The following is a 15,694-nucleotide window of genomic DNA, read 5'->3' on the forward strand; positions in this document are numbered from 1 at the left end:
GATGAATGGCGACAACGGAACGTCGGCCCCGCATAACGCCCAGCTGCGGGCGCTGCTGTTCACCGACCTGTGTGATTCGCTGCAACTGGTGGAGCGTATCGGCGACGCTGCCGCAGCCACCCTGTTCCAGGAGCACGACCGTCTGGTGCTGGTATTGCAGCATCGCTGGAATGGGCAGCTGATCGACCGTTCCGACGGTCTGTTCCTGCTGTTCGAACGCCCGGTGGATGCGCTCGGGTTTGCACTGGATTACCAGCGCGACCTGCAGGCACTGGGCGAACAACGCAGGGTCGAGCTGCGCGCACGAGCGGGCCTGCATGTGGGTGATGTGCTGACCTGGGAAAACAGTCCCGAAGCGGTCAAGGTCGGCGCCAAGTCGATGGAAGTCGAAGGCCTGGCCAAGCCGATGGCAGCGCGCCTGATGACCCTGGCGCGCCCAGGCCAGATCCTGATGTCGGCAGTTGCCGAGTCACTGACCCGACGTGCCACGGATGCCTTGGGCGAGCGTGGCCAACGCTTGCTATGGAAGTCGCACGGGCGTTGGCGGTTCAAGGGCATGCCGACCGTCCAGGAAGTGATTGAAGCTGGCGAGATCGGCTTTGCTCCGCTGCGCCCGCCGCGCGCCAACGCCAAGGCGCGGCGTGATCTGCCGTTGTGGCGGCAGCCGGTGGTATTGCTGGCGGAGAGCCTGATCCTGGCGTCTGTGGTGGTGGGTGGTTGGTTTCTGTTGCGCCCGGAGCCGGCCATCGCATTCTCAGAACGCGATTGGGTGGTGCTGGCCGACCTTGAGAATTTCACCGGCGAGCCGGTGTTCGATGAATCGACACGCCACGCGATACTGATCGCGCTGGAACAGTCGCGCTACGTGAATGTGCTGTCCGAAGGCAAGATCCGCGAAAGCCTGGAAATGGCGCGCTTGTCCGGCGATACCCGCTTGAACCGCGGTGCAGCCATCGATGTGGCCATGCGCGAAGGCGCACGAGCGGTCCTGCTGCCGACCGTACGCCCCAAGGCAGGGGGCTATCAGCTGGGAATCGATGTGGTGGCGCCCGGCAGCGGGCAGGTGGTGCGCAGCTTCACCGTCGCCGCTGACGGCCCTGACCAGATGATGTTCGCGGTCGACGATGTCGTCGGTCGTCTGCGCCGCGGTCTTGGCGAATCGGTGGCCAGCCTGGAACAGTCCCTGCCGCTGCCGAAGGCTTCCACCCGCGACCTGCGCGCCCTGCGCGCCTATGCCCTGGCCGAGAATGCCCTGGGCCAGCGCCGCTTCGAGGAAGCACGCAATCTCTACCAGGCGGCGATCGACATCGATCCCGGTTTCGCGCTGGCCTACATGGGCGTAGCCAAGCTGCTGGCCCGCACCGAAGAGGGGCGGCAGGCCCGCGAGGCGATGCAGCATGCGCTCGCCCAGCAGGAACGCCTGCCACCGCGCGAGCGCCTGTACCTGAAGGCCTGGCAGGAAGAACTGGAACCGGGCGGCTGGGCCCTGGAGCAATGGCGGACGCTGGCCAAGGTCTATCCCGATTCCTTCGCCGGGCTGTCCAATACGTCCTGGCTTCTGTTGCAGGACAATCGTTTCAGCGAAGCCGAATCCTACGCACATGCGGCGTCCGTACCGCAGGATCCGCTGCGGCTGTATCCGATGGTGCAGTTGGCACGCATCCAGATCGCCCACAACCAACCGCAGCTGGCCGCCGAAACGCTGATGCAGGCACAAGGGCTGCGCGGCCGCGATGATCCCGATGACACCGGCGTCGATGTATTTGTGGCGCAGCGCCGTTACGTACAAGCCGGCCAGCTGCTTGTGAAGCTGCGCACCGGAGATGCGCTGGCGCAGCGGATGCGGCTGCGTGCACAGCTGCTGCTGGCTGCCGACCAAGGTGATTGCGCGTCGATGCAGGCGGCCGTGCGCGCGGACGCACCGGCACCTGAGCTTGCGGACATGCAGGTACAGCAGCGATTGCAGCACGCCAGCGTGACCACGTTGTGCGCGGCGGGCGACAAAGCCGAACTGCAGGCCATCGCAGCGCAGCTGCAGCCGCTGCTGGAAGATCGCGACGATCCCATGCAGCAGGCCCGCAGCCTGCAGTGGCTGGCCCTTGTCTATCTGGCTCAGCGGCAGGGACAGACCGATGTTGCCGAAGCCTGGCTGCATGCCAACGAGGCGCTGCTGCGCGCTCAGCGCAGCCCGATGGTCGGTAAATGGATGCGCGTGGTTGCTGCGATGGGCGAACTGCAGGGGCAACGGCCGGACGCCGCACGCGCGCTGATCGAGCCGATGCTGGATGGCAGCGAACCGGTGCAGGCACACGTGGTGCTGCTGCATGCGTTACGTGCGCAGCGCGATGACGCCGGCGTGCGCCGCGAGCAGGAATGGCTGGCCCGTCACCGTGGTCAGGCCATTGCTGAGGTCACGGCGATGCAGGTCTGGCAGCCGCTGAACGTGCACGATGTATCGACCTGGGCCGCACCGTCCAAAGCGGTCGGCGCGCCCTGAGGCAGTAATCAGCCGCCGATGCGCTCGTCGACTTTGCCGGCTTCGAAGCAGAACACCACATTCATCGCGGTCAGCGAGCTGGCCAGGTGCTTCTGCAGGCCGTCACGAACGCGGGTGAGTTCTTCCACCGAGGCGAGCGAGTCGATCTTCATGCAGTCCTTCTCACCCAAGGCGGCGTCCAGGCCGATGCTGGAGAGGGCCTGAGACGGTGATTCGGCGAAGCGTTCGCGGAACGCGGCATCGTTGATGAGGTTGTCCAGCAGTACGCCGGCGTCTTCAGCGGAAAGGCGGGGGTCGGTAGCCATGTCGATCATCCAGAGTTGAACCTACGTTATCGGCCACCAGCGCCCGGCATTTAGGGGGACGTGTGCATTGCACAGAAGCGCCTCCACAGTACCGCGGCGGGTGTGGGCAACCCGCATACTACGGTTTCCACTGGTGGATGATGAAAGATGCAGATCCGACGTTGCGCTATCGTGATGTTTGAACCCCGCAGCGAGGTCTCGCTGGACCTCTCCCTGCTGCTGCAGGGTCAGGCGGGACTGGTAACGCGCATGCATTGGCAGGCCCTTGCCGCCCATCTGGACGCGCCCGTGGAGGTGAGCATCGAGGAAATCGATGTGCTGGGCCGCATCGAGCCGGATCGTTGGGTGGAACCTGCAGAGGTCGGCCTCGAAGGCGCCGCGCTGGCACGCCTGCTGGAGATCGGTCTGGTGATCAGCCAAGAGCCAGGTGAGGCTTCGCATCGTGACCGCGACCAGCGCGTGCGCGACGCCAACTGGTGGCCGCTGTCGGCGTTGCAGCACCGGATGGGACGCTGGGGCGGCATCAACAGCGCGCGTGAGATGCGTGAACACAAGCTGGTCACGGCGCAGGATCTGCATGCCAGGTTCGGTGCACCGCCCGCCGCAGTGGATGCGCCCGATACCGCCCCCTTGATGTTGCCCGATACACCTGACGATGCGCGCGACGAGCTGCTGCGAAAGCGTGCAACCTGCCGAAACTTCGACGCGCAGCGCACGTTGGCGCTGCCGCTGTTGGCGCAGGTACTCAAGCGGACCGTGCAGGCACACGCCGCATTGCGGCCGGGGGATGGCATGGAGTTCCTGAAGAAGAACATTCCTTCCGGCGGCGGCCTGCATCCGTTGGAAACCTATGTGGTCGCCCTGGCTGTCGACGGTCTTGCGCCGGGCGTCTATCACTACCATCCGCTGGAACACGCGTTGCGACCGGTCGCCGTTGCCACCGACGACCTGCGCACCTTGATGCTGGGTTTTGTTTCCGGGCAGGACTGGTTCGCCGACGCCCCGCTGCACATCATCCAGGTGGCACGCTTCCCACGCAGCTTCTGGAAATACCGCAGCCATCCAAAGGCCTACAGGGCCGTGCTGCTTGATGCGGGGCACCTGTCGCAACAGTGGATGCTGTCAGCCACCGAACTTGGGCTGGCCGCGTACGTGACTGCGGCGATCAACGAAATCAACGTGGAGAAGGCGCTGGGGCTGGATGGCATCGACGCCAGCCCGGTGATGATATGTGGCCTGGGGTGGCGCGCGGACGCCCAGGTCACCAGTGAATTCGACCCGCTGCAGCAGGTCTGGCGCGGGAATCCGGCTCCGCAACCTTGACCTCGTGGCAGCAGGTAGGCCGGGCAACGCCCGGCCCACCCCCATCACGCCGCTTCGAAATCCACCAGCACCGCGCCGTCGCCCACCTGGTCCCCGGCCTTGGCCCGGTAGCCCTTCACCGTGCCATCGGCCGGTGCCTGCAGGGTGTGCTCCATCTTCATCGCTTCCAGCACCACCAGCGGCGTGCCGCGCTTGACCTGCGTGCCCGCCGCCACCAGTGTTGCGACGATCCTGCCGGGCATCGGTGCCAGCAGGCTGCCGGCATCGGCGCTGGCCTGCTCGGATTCACCCACCGGGTCGTGCAGGGTGAAGCGGTGCTGGCCATCGCTGGCGAACAGGTACAGCTGATCGCCGTCGCGCTGCAGCTGCAGCCGCCAGCGGCGCTCGTCCCTCTGCACCGACAGGGTCTGGTCATCGGCATGGCCGACCACCTGTTTCGGCGCGGCGTCACCGCACTGCACGCGCCAGCCATCGGCAGTGGTCCACACCTTCAGCGTGTGTGCCCGCACTCCCTGCTGCAGCGGCACCGAGCGCGCGGCAGGCACGCCCAGCCGCCAGCCATCCTGTGCCTGCCACGGTGAATGCGGGTCGCGTGCATCGGCGGCAGCGGCAGGTGTGCTTGCTACGGCGGCGATCGCTGCCAGTTCCCACAGCGCCTGCTCACCGTCACCGGTGACCGCCAGTGCGGCCTGCTCGCGTTCGATCAGCGCGGTATCCAGCTTGGCGTTGGCGAACGAGTCGGTCTGCACCAGGCGCCGCAGGAAACCGGCATTGGTGGTCACGCCCACCACCTGGCAGTCGGCCAGGGCCTGGCGCATGCGCCGCAGCGCGGCGTCGCGGTCCAGGTCCCAGACGATCAGCTTGGCAATCATGGGATCGTAGTACGGGGTGATGCTGTCGCCTTCTTCCACACCGGTGTCCACCCGCACGTTGGCCGACGGGGTCGGCAGGCGCAGGCGGCGCAGGGTGCCGGTGGAGGGCAGGAAGCCGCGGTCGGCATCTTCGGCATACAGGCGCGCTTCGAGAGCGTGGCCGTGGATGGCCAGTTCGTCCTGGCGCTTGGGCAGCGGCTGGCCAGCGGCCACGCGCAGCTGCCACTCCACCAGGTCGGTGCCGGTGATGAACTCGGTGACCGGGTGTTCGACCTGCAGGCGGGTGTTCATTTCCATGAAGTAGAAATCGCCGTCCGGGCCGGCGATGAACTCCACCGTGCCGGCACCGACGTAGCCCACTGCGCGCGCGGCATCGACGGCGGCCTTGCCCATCGCGGCCCGGCGGTCGGCGCTCATGCCCGGGGCCGGTGCTTCTTCCAGCACCTTCTGGTGGCGGCGCTGTACCGAGCAGTCGCGCTCGAACAGATACACCGCCTCGCCCTGGCCACCGCCGAATACCTGGATTTCGATATGGCGCGGGCGCTCGACATACTTCTCGACCAGCACGTGGTCGTTGCCGAACGCCGAGGCCGCCTCGCGCTGGCAGCTGGCCAGCGCATCAACGAAGTCCTCGCTGCGCTCGACCTTGCGCATGCCCTTGCCGCCGCCGCCGGCGCTGGCCTTGATCAGCACCGGATAGCCGATGCCATCGGCCTGGGCGCGCAGGAACTCCGGCGCCTGCTGGTCGCCGTGGTAGCCCGGCGTCAACGGCACGCCGGCCTCGGCCATCAGGGCCTTGGCTGCACTCTTGTCGCCCATCGCGCGGATCGCACTGGCCGGCGGACCGATGAAGGCGATGCCGGCCGCCACGCAGGCGTCGGCGAAGTCGGCGTTCTCGGAAAGGAAGCCGTAGCCGGGATGGATGGCCTGCGCGCCGCTGCGGCGTGCGGCGTCGAGGATGGCATCGCTGCGCAGGTAGCTCTCGCGCGCGGCCGCCGGGCCGATGTGGATGGCTTCGTCGGCCAGCCGCACGTGGCGCGCATTGCGGTCGGCATCGGAATACACCGCCACGGTGGCGATGCCGAGGCGGCGGCAGGTGGCGATGACGCGGCAGGCGATCTCGCCGCGGTTGGCGATCAGGACTTTGCTGAACATGGCAACAGACTCGGTCATGGCACAGGTCACATGCGGAACACGCCGAAGCGCGTCTGCTGCGGGGGAGCGTTGAGGCTGGCCGACAGGGCCAGGGCCAGTACCCGGCGGGTATCGACCGGATCGATCACGCCGTCGTCCCACAGGCGCGCACTGGCGTAGTACGGGTGGCCCTGCTGCTCGAACTGGTCGCGGATCGGTGCCTTGAACGCTTCCTCTTCCTCGCCCGGCCACTGCCCGCCCTTGGCTTCAATGCCATCACGCTTGACCGTGGCCAGCACGCTGGCGGCCTGTTCGCCGCCCATCACGCCGATGCGTGCGTTCGGCCACATCCACAGGAAATTGGGCGAGTACGCACGGCCGCACATGCCGTAGTTGCCGGCACCGAACGAACCACCGATCACCACGGTGAACTTGGGTACCTTGGCGCAGGCCACCGCCATCACCAGCTTGGCCCCGTCCTTGGCGATGCCACCCTGTTCGTATTTGCGGCCGACCATGAAGCCGGTGATGTTCTGCAGGAACACCAGCGGAATGTTGCGCTGGGTGCACAGCTCGATGAAGTGCGCGCCCTTCAGCGCGGACTCGGAGAACAGGATGCCGTTGTTGGCGATGATGCCGATCGGATAGCCGTGCAGATGGGCGAAGCCGGTGACCAGCGTTGCGCCATAGCGCGGCTTGAACTCGTCAAAGCGCGAGCCGTCGACCAGTCGCGCGATCACTTCGCGCACGTCGTAGGGCTTGCGCGTATCAGCCGGGATCACCCCGTACAGTTCGTGCGCCGGCAGCAGTGGTTCTTCCACCGGCTGCAGCGCCATCGCCGCTTCGGGCTTGCGCCAGTTGAGCTGGGCGATGATCGCGCGCACCCGTGCCAACGCCTGCAGGTCGTTGTCGGCCATGTGGTCGGCCACACCGGAAATGCGCGTGTGCACGTCGGCACCGCCTAGTTCTTCGGCCGTCACCACTTCACCGGTGGCCGCCTTCACCAGCGGCGGGCCGCCGAGGAAGATGGTGCCCTGCTCGCGCACGATCACCGTCTCGTCGCTCATCGCCGGCACGTAGGCACCACCGGCGGTGCAGCTGCCCATCACGCAGGCGATCTGCGGGATGCCCTGCGCGGAGAGATTGGCCTGGTTGTAGAAGATGCGGCCGAAATGGTCGCGGTCCGGGAACACCTCGTCCTGCAGCGGCAGGAAGGCGCCACCGGAATCGACCAGGTAGATGCACGGCAGGTGGTTCTGCTCGGCGATCTCCTGCGCGCGCAGGTGTTTCTTCACTGTCACCGGGTAATAGGTGCCGCCCTTGACCGTGGCATCGTTGGCCACGATCACGCACTCCACGCCGCTCACCCGGCCGATGCCTGCGACCACGCCGGCGGCGGGCACGGCATCGTCATACATGCCGTGCGCGGCCAGCGGTGCGATCTCCAGGAACGCGCTGCCCGGGTCGAGCAGCGCATCGATGCGGTCACGCACCAGCAGCTTGCCGCGTGCGGTGTGCTTGGCGCGCGCCGCCTCGCTTCCACCCAGGGCGGTGCGGGCGAGGGTGGCGTGCAGGTCGTCGACTACGGCCTGCATCGCCGCGCGGTTGCTTTCAAACGTTTCGCTGCCCGGTTGCAGCTGGCTGCCTAGGATGCTCATGGGGTGCCTTACAGGGTGCGCTGGAACAGTTCGCGGCCGATCAGCATGCGGCGGATCTCCGAGGTGCCGGCGCCGATTTCATACAGCTTGGCGTCGCGCCACAAGCGCCCGGTCGGGTATTCATTGATGTAGCCGTTGCCGCCGAGGATCTGGATCGCCTGGCCGGTCAGCCACGTGGCCTTCTCGGCGGCGTACAGGATCGCGCCGGCCGCATCCTGGCGGGTGGTACGGCCCTGGTCGCAGGCGCGCGCCACGGCATACACATAGGCGCGGCAGGCTCCCAGGCCCACGTACATGTCGGCGATCTTGGCCTGGATCAGCTGGAAGCTGCCGATCGGCTCACCGAACTGGTGGCGTTCGTGCACGTACGGCATCACCACGTCCATGGCTGCAGCCATCAGGCCCAGCGGGCCGCCGGACAGCACCACGCGCTCGTAGTCCAGGCCGGACATCAGCACGCGCACGCCGCCGCCGACCGCGCCCAGCACGTTTTCTTCGGGAATCTCGCAGTCCTGGAACACCAGTTCGCAGGTGGGCGAGGAGCGCATGCCCAGCTTGTCCAGCTTCTGCGCGGTGGAGAAACCCTTCATGCCCTTCTCGACCAGGAACGCGGTGATGCCCTTGGCGCCGGCTTCGACATCGGTCTTGGCGTACACCACCAGCACGTCGGCGTCGGGGCCGTTGGTGATCCACATCTTGTTGCCGTTGAGCACGTAGCGGTCGCCGCGCTTGTCCGCGCGCAGCTTCATCGACACCACGTCCGAACCCGCACCCGGTTCGCTCATCGCCAGCGCGCCGACCTTGGCGCCGCTGCACAGGTCCGGCAGGAAGCGCTGCTTCTGCGCTTCGGTGCCGTTCTTGCGCAACTGGTTCACGCACAGGTTCGAGTGCGCGCCGTAGGACAGGGCGATGCCGCCGGAGGCGCGGGAGATTTCTTCCATCGCCACCACGTGGGCCAGGTAGCCCATGCCGGTGCCGCCGTATTCTTCTTCCACGGTCAGGCCCAGCAGGCCCTGTTCGCCCAACTTGGGCCATAGTGCCAACGGGAACTGGTTGGTTGCATCGGCCTCGGCCGCGAGCGGCGCGATCTCGGCAGCGGCAAAATGGGCCACGCTCTGGCGCAGCAGGTCGATATCTTCGCCGAGGTCGAAGTTCAGGGATGGCACGTGCATTGCGATGGCTCCACGAGGGAAGGTGGGGAATGGACGCACCCGGAAGGGGAAGCGGGCGGCTGTTCACAGCAGCAGCCCGCGCGGGCGATTGGACCCCAGCGTAGCGGGGTTCGGGTAAGAAGTGAATACAAATTCAAAAATTGAAACCAGACTCAGAACATGGCCTACAAACGCTCAGCATTGATGGAAGAACGCCTGGCCGGGGCCCGTGAACGGATCCTGCTGGCCACCCGCGAACTGGTCGCCACCGGCGGCTGGCGCAACGCGCCGGTAACCGCCGTGGCCACCCAGGCCGGGGTCTCCACCGGCCTGATCTACCGCCACTTCCCGTCCAAGGCCGAGTTGTTCGTGGAGGTGCTCAATGCTGCCGTCGCCCACGAGGTGGCGATCATGGAACGCATCGCCAGTGCGCCGCAGCCGGCAAGCGTGCGCCTGCGCCAGGCCATCACCGCCTTCGTCCGCCGTGCTCTGGCCGGCCCGGGCCTGGCCCATGCCTTCATCGTCGAACCGGTGGACCCGGACGTGGAAGCCGAGCGCATGCGCGGCCGCCGTGCCTTCGGTGACGTGTTCCTGCGCCTGGTGGAAGAGGGCGTGGCGGCCGGTGAACTGCCGGCACAGGACGCGCACGCTGCCGCCGCCTGCCTGGTGGGTGCCTTCACCGAAGCGATGGTGGGCCCGACCGCACCCAGCCGCGAAGCGCACCGCGACGAAGACGCGCTGGTCGAGGCCATCTGCAGTTTCTGCCTGCGGGCTGTTGGCGCAGGGTGATGCCGCCGTTGCGGGTGCCGGGCGGCTTCTACCGCGCTTCGCGCTCGCCGGGCGCGGTCCGGCGCCACCCGCACGCGGCCACGGCCGCATGCTGCGCCGCACCAGCCGTGATGCCTGTTGTCGTGCGCGGCGTGCGTTCTATACTCGGCCCATCACGCAGTCGCTCAGCCGTGGTCCAACGACTATCAGCCAGGGGTAACGAAGAGTGCGGAATTACGATCTGGAGTTCCTGAAACGCTTCTCCATGGTGATCGCGCTGTTGATGGCCATCACCCTCGGTCTGATCCTGCTGGCCGCGTTCATCCACACCCGGATTCCGCCCGAGGTGTCGCCCACCGCCGCCAAACGCACTGAACAGCGCATCTCGCCCACTGGCGCGGTATACGCCGGCAGCACCGGCGCCGCCGCGCAGGCCGCGGCCAAGGCCGCAGCGCTGGCCAAGGCCGCCTCGCAGGTAGCCTACGGCGGTACCAAGGACGGCAAGGTGATCTTCGACAACCTGTGCACCGCCTGCCATACCACTGGCGTGGGCATGGCGCCGACGCTGGACCACTCGCACTGGGACAAGCGCCTGGCGCAGGGCAAGGACACCCTCTACAAGCACGCCATCGAGGGCTACACCGGCCCCGACGGCGGCATCATGCCGCCCAAGGGCGGCAACCCGGCGCTCACCGAGGAGCAGATCCACGCCACCGTGGACTGGATGCTGGGCAATCTGAAATAGCGGACGCCGCCGCGTCCACTGGTAGTGCCGGCCGCTGGCCGGCAGCCTCATGATCTTTGGTAGTGCCGGCCGCTGGCCGGCAACCACGCATCGCATGAAGGTCATGAGGTTGCCGGCCAGCGGCCGGCACTACCCCGGCTTTGCCCACCAAGGCCGGAACCCCGCTGCGCAGGCGGGTTTCGCATTTCAGGGTTAGTCTGTGCGCCTCTTCCGTGGAGTCGTCTGTCGATGCGTCGCCGTTCCCTCGCCCTTGCCCTGTCCCTGCTGATGCCGGCATCCGCTTTCGCCCAGGCCCAGCCACAGGTTGCGCCGACCTCGGCACCTGCGCCACGCAGCCCAGCCACTGTCACCCTGGCCGCCGCGCCGGCCGACTGGCGTGTACTGGATGGGCAGCACGTGCGCATCGCCGCGCCGCTCACCCTGGCCGGCACCGATGGCCTGGAACGCTTCGGCCAGCTCACCGTCGCCTTCGATGGCCGCCTGTGGCAGCCGACCGAAGTGGCCGCGCCCGGCAGTGCCGGGATCGAACAGGTGATGGCCGACAACCAGCGCCGCCGCCTGCTGCTGGACGATGGCAGCAATGTGCGTGATCCGGCCAGCGTCGCCTACCTGCCGGGCAACCCGGTGCTGCGTACCGGCATGCAGCTGCGCAACGTGGAAGGCACCGTGCGCGTGGACGCGCAGGGCCGGCCCAGCCTGCAGGTGGATGGTGTACTGAAGCTGCCGGACCTGCAGCGCCCGGCCGTGCCGAGCGTGCCCGGCCGCCTGCACATCGCTGCGTTCAACCTGGAGAATTTCTTCAATGGTGACGGCAAGGGCGGTGGGTACCCGACCCTGCGCGGCGCGCGCACGCTGGACGAGCACAAGGCGCAGGTCGGCAAGCTGGTCGCCACCGTCAACGCGCTGGGCGCCGACATCGCCGCGCTGATGGAACTGGAGAACGACGGTTACGGCCCGCAGTCGGCCATCGCCGAACTGGTGGATGCGCTCAATGCCGGCCTCGCCGCAGACAAACAGTGGGCGTTCGTCGATGCCGGCCAAGGCCCCGGCAGCAATCCGATCCGCGTCGGCATCATCTACCGCAAGAGCGAATTCAAGCCGCTCGGCACGCCGCTGACCAAGCTCGACGGCCCCTTCGTCGAACACAGCCGTGCGCCGCTGGCACAGGCCTTCCAGGGCAAGGGCGGGCCGTTCATGGTGGTTGCCAACCACTTCAAGTCCAAGGGATGCCGCGATGCCAGCGGCGCCGACGCCGACCGCAATGACGGGCAGGGCTGCTGGAACGCCACCCGCGTGGAATCGGCCAGGCAGCTCAACTCCTGGGTGCAGGCCGAAGCCGCGCGCCTGAAGGTGAAGGACGTGGTGCTGATGGGCGATTTCAACGCCTACGCCATGGAAGATCCGATCCGCGCCCTGCACGACCTTGGCTGGCAGGATGCCTTCAAGGTGGCCAAGGTCGAACAGCCCTACAGCTACGTCTACAACGGCTACACCGGCCGCCTCGATCATGCGCTGCTCAGCCCGACCATGGCCAAGCGCCTCGCCGGCGCCGCCGAGTGGCACAGCAATGCCGACGAGCAGGACGCCAGCGGTTACCAGGGCCGCAACGTGCAGGGCCCGTGGCGCAGCTCCGACCACGACCCGCTGCTGCTGGGCTTCGATCGCTGAGTGGGGGCCCGGCCGGCCCTGTGCGGACCGGCCGGACGGCCTGCTGCTCATCGCCAGTAGTAGCGCTCGATGCGGAAGGTTGCACGGCAGCCGTTGTCGACCCAGATCGTGCCGCGGTCCACGCCCCAGTCGCGTCCCTGCAGGCAGGAGGCACGTGACTCGCGGTTGATCAGGTACACGCTGTCCTTCTGTGAGACCTGTACATGGCAATGCGCGCGACGCTGGTCGCGGCTGCTGCAGCTCACCACTTCCGAGCTTGCATCGCCGCGATGGGTTTGTACGGGGGGCGGATAGGCGGGATAGCGAGGATAGGCCGGTTCATGTGATGGATAGCCGATCCCGCCGCTGAAATCGGGATAGCCTCCGATGCTGCTGCAACCGGTCAGGGTGGCGGTCAGCAGCATGAAAGCGCACACGTGTTTCATCACCGTCTCTCCAGATGCAGGTCCGTTCGAGTCTAGGCAGCGGAGTGCCCATCACGGCGGAACGGCACTGGGAGCGGCGTCAACGTATCAATCGAAATGCGCAGCAGGATCGGAATCTTCTGCACCGGCTATCGGCCACGGCGCGAACTGTGCGCATCACCCCAGTGCGATCAGGGTGATCGCGACTACCGCCAGTGCCAGTCCGAGTCGGTTCCACCGGCTCATAGGCTCGCCGAAGGCGAATACGCCAATCAGCGCACCCAGCACCACCACGCCGATGTTCATGCCGGCGAACACGGTGGCCGGGCTGTCCGGCATCGACTGGTGCGCATGCACATAGAAAAGAATGTTGCCGCCGTTGAGCAGGCCCAGCAGTGCACCCGCACCCAGGTTGCGCCAGGCCAGGCGGCTGCGCCCACTGAAATGCCGCCACGACTGCAGCGCCAGCATCAGCACGAAGGCCACGCTGAAGCTGGCCAGCACCGCCGCCATCGACGGCGTGCCCGACAGCGCCACCTGCTTGAGCAGCACGTCGACCACCGCGAAGCCGGCCCACACGCCCAGCAGCCAGCCCCAGCCGCCGGCGGAAGCGGCCACTGCCGGGCCGCGCGGGCGCAGGCTGATGGCCACCATCGCCAGCAGGCCCAGGCCCAGGCCCACCAGCTTCCACGTGCTGGCGCTCTGGCCAAAGAACAGGAACGCCGCCGCCAGCGACAGCAGCAGCGACAACCGTTGCGCCACATCACTGCGCACGATGCCGGCCACCGCCACTGCGCGGCCCAGCACCAGGAAGATCGACGGCAGCACCACCGCCAGCGCCAGCAGCGACAGCCACGGGGCATGCGGCGCGCGCAGTGCATCCAGCGGCGGTTGCAGCACCACGGCCGTCATCGTCGCCGCCACCAGATAGTTCCAGGTCACCATCTGTGCAACATCCAGTTGGCGACGGCCAGCCAGCTTCAACAACACCGAAACCAGCACACTGCAGATCACGGCCAGGGACAGGTAGAGCATGGGGCGGGCACAGGGCAGCGGCGGGGGACGCTATCATGGTGCCATGCACACGCCCTCGTTCCCCGTCGCCCCCGGCGAAACCGCCTGCATTGCACTGGAGGGCCCGGTTGGCCCGCTGGAAGTGCTCGTCGACCTGCCCAAGGCCGATGTGCCGGTGCAGCCGATCGTGGCCATCCTCTGCCATCCGCTGTCCACCGAAGGCGGCACCCTGCACAACAAGGTGGTCACCATGACCGCCACCACCCTGCGCGAGCTGGGCATTGCCACGGTGCGCTTCAACTTCCGCAGCGTCGGCGGCTCTGCCGGTGAATTCGACCATGGCGTGGGCGAGCAGGAGGACCTCAAGGCCGTCACCGCCTGGGTCCGCCAGCAGCGCCCGGACGACCGCCTGTGGCTGGCCGGTTTCAGCTTCGGCGCGTTCGTTTCGCTGAAGGCTGCCGCCGAGTTGCAGCCCGAAGCGCTGATCTCGATCGCGCCGCCGGCGGGCCGTTGGGACTTCGATGGCATCACGCCGCCGGCCCGCTGGCTGGTGATCCAGGGCGAGCAGGATGAAATCGTCGACCCGCAGGCCGTGTACCAGTGGCTGGACACCCTCGATGCCCCGCATGAACTGGTGCGCATGCCCGAAACCAGCCACTTCTTCCACCGCAAGCTGATCGACCTGCGCGGCGCGCTCACCCACGGCGTCAAGCATTGGCTGGGCACGGCGGCATGAGCGAGGCGGAACTGACCCCGACGCAGCGCTACGCGGCCGGGGTGGAACGAGGCGATTGGCAGAACGACCCGGCCCAGCATGCGGCCCTGGCCGAGCTGGACCGGATCCATCTGGCCCTGGTGGACAGCGCCGAGGACGGCTGGCTGGACCGCCTGTCCTCGTTCTGGAAGAAACCCGAGCCGGTCAAGGGCCTGTACTTCTGGGGCGGCGTCGGCCGCGGCAAGACCTTCCTGGTCGACCTGTTCTACGACGGCCTGCCGATCAAGCAGAAGTACCGCACCCACTTCCATCGGTTCATGCGCAGCGTCCACGAGCGCCTGCGCGAGCACCAGGGCCAGAGCGATCCACTGGCGAAGATCGCCCAGGAATGGCGCAGCAACCTGCGCGTGCTGGTGCTGGACGAATTCTTCGTCACCGACATCGGCGATGCCATGCTGCTGGCGCGCCTGCTGGAGCGGATGTTCGCCGAGGGCGTGACCCTGGTCACCACCTCCAACACGGCGGTGGAAAACCTGTACCTCAACGGCCTGCAGCGCGAGAGCTTCATGCCGGCCATCGGCCTGCTGCAGCGCTACTGCGTGGAGCTTTACGCCGAAGGCACCGAGGACTACCGCATGCGCGCGCTGACCCGTTCGCCGGTGTACCGCGCGCCGCTGGCCGCCGACAGTGACACCTGGCTGGCTACGCGCTGGGGCGAGTTGAGTGGTGGCCAGCCGGCCAAGGCGGGCAACATCGAAATCGAGAGCCGCAAGATTCCGGTGCGCGCGCGCGGCAAGAGCATTGCCTGGTTCGACTTCGCCGCCCTGTGCGAAGGCCCGCGCGGGCCGTCGGACTACATCGAGATCGCGCACGAATTCAACACCGTGCTGCTGGGGGGCATTCCGGCCTTCGATCGCCTGAACGAGGATGCCGCGCGCCGCTTCGTCAACCTGATCGACGAGCTGTACGACCGCCACGTCAACCTGGTCTGCACCGCCAGCACCTCGCCGGTCGAGCTGTACACCGGTACCCGGCTGCAGGGCGCGTTCGAGCGTACGGCCTCGCGCCTGATCGAAATGCAGAGCGCCGAGTACCTGGGTACCCCGCACCGGGCGTGACAACCGGGGCGGATGCCGGCCGCTGGCCGGCATCCGCCTGGTGCTTCCGCAGGTCATGGGCTGCCGGCCAGCGGCCGGCACTACCTGATGCTGCCCCGTCCACCGGCTGCCCACTGTCTGCCCACCACCTATCCACAGACTTGTCCCTCGCCTGCGTGGTCCTGTCATGTGAAGCTGTCATCGTTCCGCTGGTGGGGCGCTGATTGCCACCGCGATGACGTGTTTCGGGCTTGACTGCGCAGCCCGTTCCAGCAGGTCCAAAGCGTCCAAACCGGGCGCCGATGGCACGATCCTTGCGGCGCAAGGGATTGCCGAATTTCAC

Annotated in this window: 13 protein-coding genes; 7 read left to right on the top strand and 6 right to left on the bottom strand. The window is 67.3% G+C overall.

The window, feature by feature from the left end; genetic code table 11:
- Position 1: 1 nt before the first annotated feature.
- Positions 2 to 2,497 (top strand): putative peptide modification system cyclase, encoded by a 2,496-nt coding sequence (locus D0Y85_RS01260; RefSeq protein WP_205420718.1) that lies wholly within the window; start codon positions 2 to 4, stop codon positions 2,495 to 2,497.
- Between the two features lie 8 nt (positions 2,498 to 2,505).
- Here the strand turns inward: D0Y85_RS01260 and D0Y85_RS01265 are convergent, their stop codons facing one another.
- On the bottom strand, positions 2,506 to 2,802 hold the full coding sequence (locus tag D0Y85_RS01265; protein ID WP_117311822.1) for an NHLP-related RiPP peptide: 297 nt from the start codon (positions 2,800 to 2,802) through the stop codon (positions 2,506 to 2,508).
- A 174-nt stretch (positions 2,803 to 2,976) separates the two neighbouring features.
- Between D0Y85_RS01265 and D0Y85_RS01270 the strand changes: the two genes are divergently transcribed.
- Positions 2,977 to 4,125 carry a putative peptide maturation dehydrogenase gene (locus D0Y85_RS01270; RefSeq protein WP_240329311.1) on the top strand — a complete coding sequence of 383 codons (1,149 nt, stop codon included), beginning with the start codon at positions 2,977 to 2,979 and terminating at the stop codon, positions 4,123 to 4,125.
- A gap of 44 nt (positions 4,126 to 4,169) precedes the next feature.
- Here the strand turns inward: D0Y85_RS01270 and D0Y85_RS01275 are convergent, their stop codons facing one another.
- From D0Y85_RS01275 to D0Y85_RS01285, 3 genes are read right to left on the bottom strand one after another with little or no spacing between them, the layout of a single operon-like run.
- Positions 4,170 to 6,152 carry an acetyl/propionyl/methylcrotonyl-CoA carboxylase subunit alpha gene (locus D0Y85_RS01275; RefSeq protein ID WP_117309270.1) on the bottom strand — a complete coding sequence of 661 codons (1,983 nt, stop codon included), beginning with the start codon at positions 6,150 to 6,152 and terminating at the stop codon, positions 4,170 to 4,172.
- A 26-nt stretch (positions 6,153 to 6,178) separates the two neighbouring features.
- Positions 6,179 to 7,789 (bottom strand): carboxyl transferase domain-containing protein, encoded by a 1,611-nt coding sequence (locus D0Y85_RS01280; protein ID WP_117309271.1) that lies wholly within the window; start codon positions 7,787 to 7,789, stop codon positions 6,179 to 6,181.
- A gap of 8 nt (positions 7,790 to 7,797) precedes the next feature.
- Positions 7,798 to 8,961 carry an isovaleryl-CoA dehydrogenase gene (locus tag D0Y85_RS01285; protein ID WP_025875795.1) on the bottom strand — a complete coding sequence of 388 codons (1,164 nt, stop codon included), beginning with the start codon at positions 8,959 to 8,961 and terminating at the stop codon, positions 7,798 to 7,800.
- A gap of 159 nt (positions 8,962 to 9,120) precedes the next feature.
- Between D0Y85_RS01285 and D0Y85_RS01290 the strand changes: the two genes are divergently transcribed.
- The 3 genes from D0Y85_RS01290 to D0Y85_RS01300 all read left to right on the top strand — a co-directional run bounded on the left by D0Y85_RS01290 (position 9,121) and on the right by D0Y85_RS01300 (position 12,121).
- Complete coding sequence (locus D0Y85_RS01290) at positions 9,121 to 9,729, top strand: TetR/AcrR family transcriptional regulator (protein ID WP_025875794.1); 609 nt, start codon at positions 9,121 to 9,123, stop codon at positions 9,727 to 9,729.
- A 205-nt stretch (positions 9,730 to 9,934) separates the two neighbouring features.
- The gene (locus D0Y85_RS01295; RefSeq protein ID WP_025875793.1) at positions 9,935 to 10,453 is read left to right on the top strand and encodes a c-type cytochrome; all 519 of its coding nucleotides are present in this window, start codon (positions 9,935 to 9,937) and stop codon (positions 10,451 to 10,453) included.
- Between the two features lie 228 nt (positions 10,454 to 10,681).
- Positions 10,682 to 12,121: an ExeM/NucH family extracellular endonuclease gene (locus D0Y85_RS01300; protein ID WP_117309272.1), complete on the top strand. Its 1,440-nt coding sequence runs from the start codon at positions 10,682 to 10,684 to the stop codon at positions 12,119 to 12,121.
- A gap of 47 nt (positions 12,122 to 12,168) precedes the next feature.
- Here D0Y85_RS01300 and D0Y85_RS01305 read toward each other — a convergent pair whose 3' ends face one another.
- Together D0Y85_RS01305 and D0Y85_RS01310 are read right to left on the bottom strand one after the other, a co-directional pair.
- Positions 12,169 to 12,546, bottom strand: a complete 378-nt coding sequence (locus tag D0Y85_RS01305; RefSeq protein ID WP_117309273.1) for a DUF3011 domain-containing protein — start codon at positions 12,544 to 12,546, stop codon at positions 12,169 to 12,171.
- A 156-nt stretch (positions 12,547 to 12,702) separates the two neighbouring features.
- A complete protein-coding gene (locus D0Y85_RS01310; RefSeq protein WP_117309274.1) occupies positions 12,703 to 13,560 on the bottom strand; it encodes an EamA/RhaT family transporter in 858 nt (285 codons plus the stop codon).
- 43 nt (positions 13,561 to 13,603) lie between these two features.
- Between D0Y85_RS01310 and D0Y85_RS01315 the strand changes: the two genes are divergently transcribed.
- Both D0Y85_RS01315 and zapE read left to right on the top strand, forming a co-directional pair.
- Positions 13,604 to 14,275, top strand: coding sequence for an alpha/beta fold hydrolase (locus D0Y85_RS01315; RefSeq protein ID WP_117311823.1), 672 nt, complete (start codon positions 13,604 to 13,606; stop codon positions 14,273 to 14,275).
- The gene (zapE, locus tag D0Y85_RS01320; RefSeq protein WP_032978151.1) at positions 14,272 to 15,372 is read left to right on the top strand and encodes a cell division protein ZapE; all 1,101 of its coding nucleotides are present in this window, start codon (positions 14,272 to 14,274) and stop codon (positions 15,370 to 15,372) included. Before D0Y85_RS01315 ends, zapE begins: the two co-directional genes overlap by 4 nt.
- The last annotated feature ends 322 nt before the right edge of the window (positions 15,373 to 15,694 follow it).

The sequence above is a fragment of the Stenotrophomonas sp. G4 genome (assembly GCF_003428825.1).
In the GTDB taxonomy this organism is placed as follows: Bacteria; Pseudomonadota; Gammaproteobacteria; order Xanthomonadales; family Xanthomonadaceae; genus Stenotrophomonas; species Stenotrophomonas indicatrix.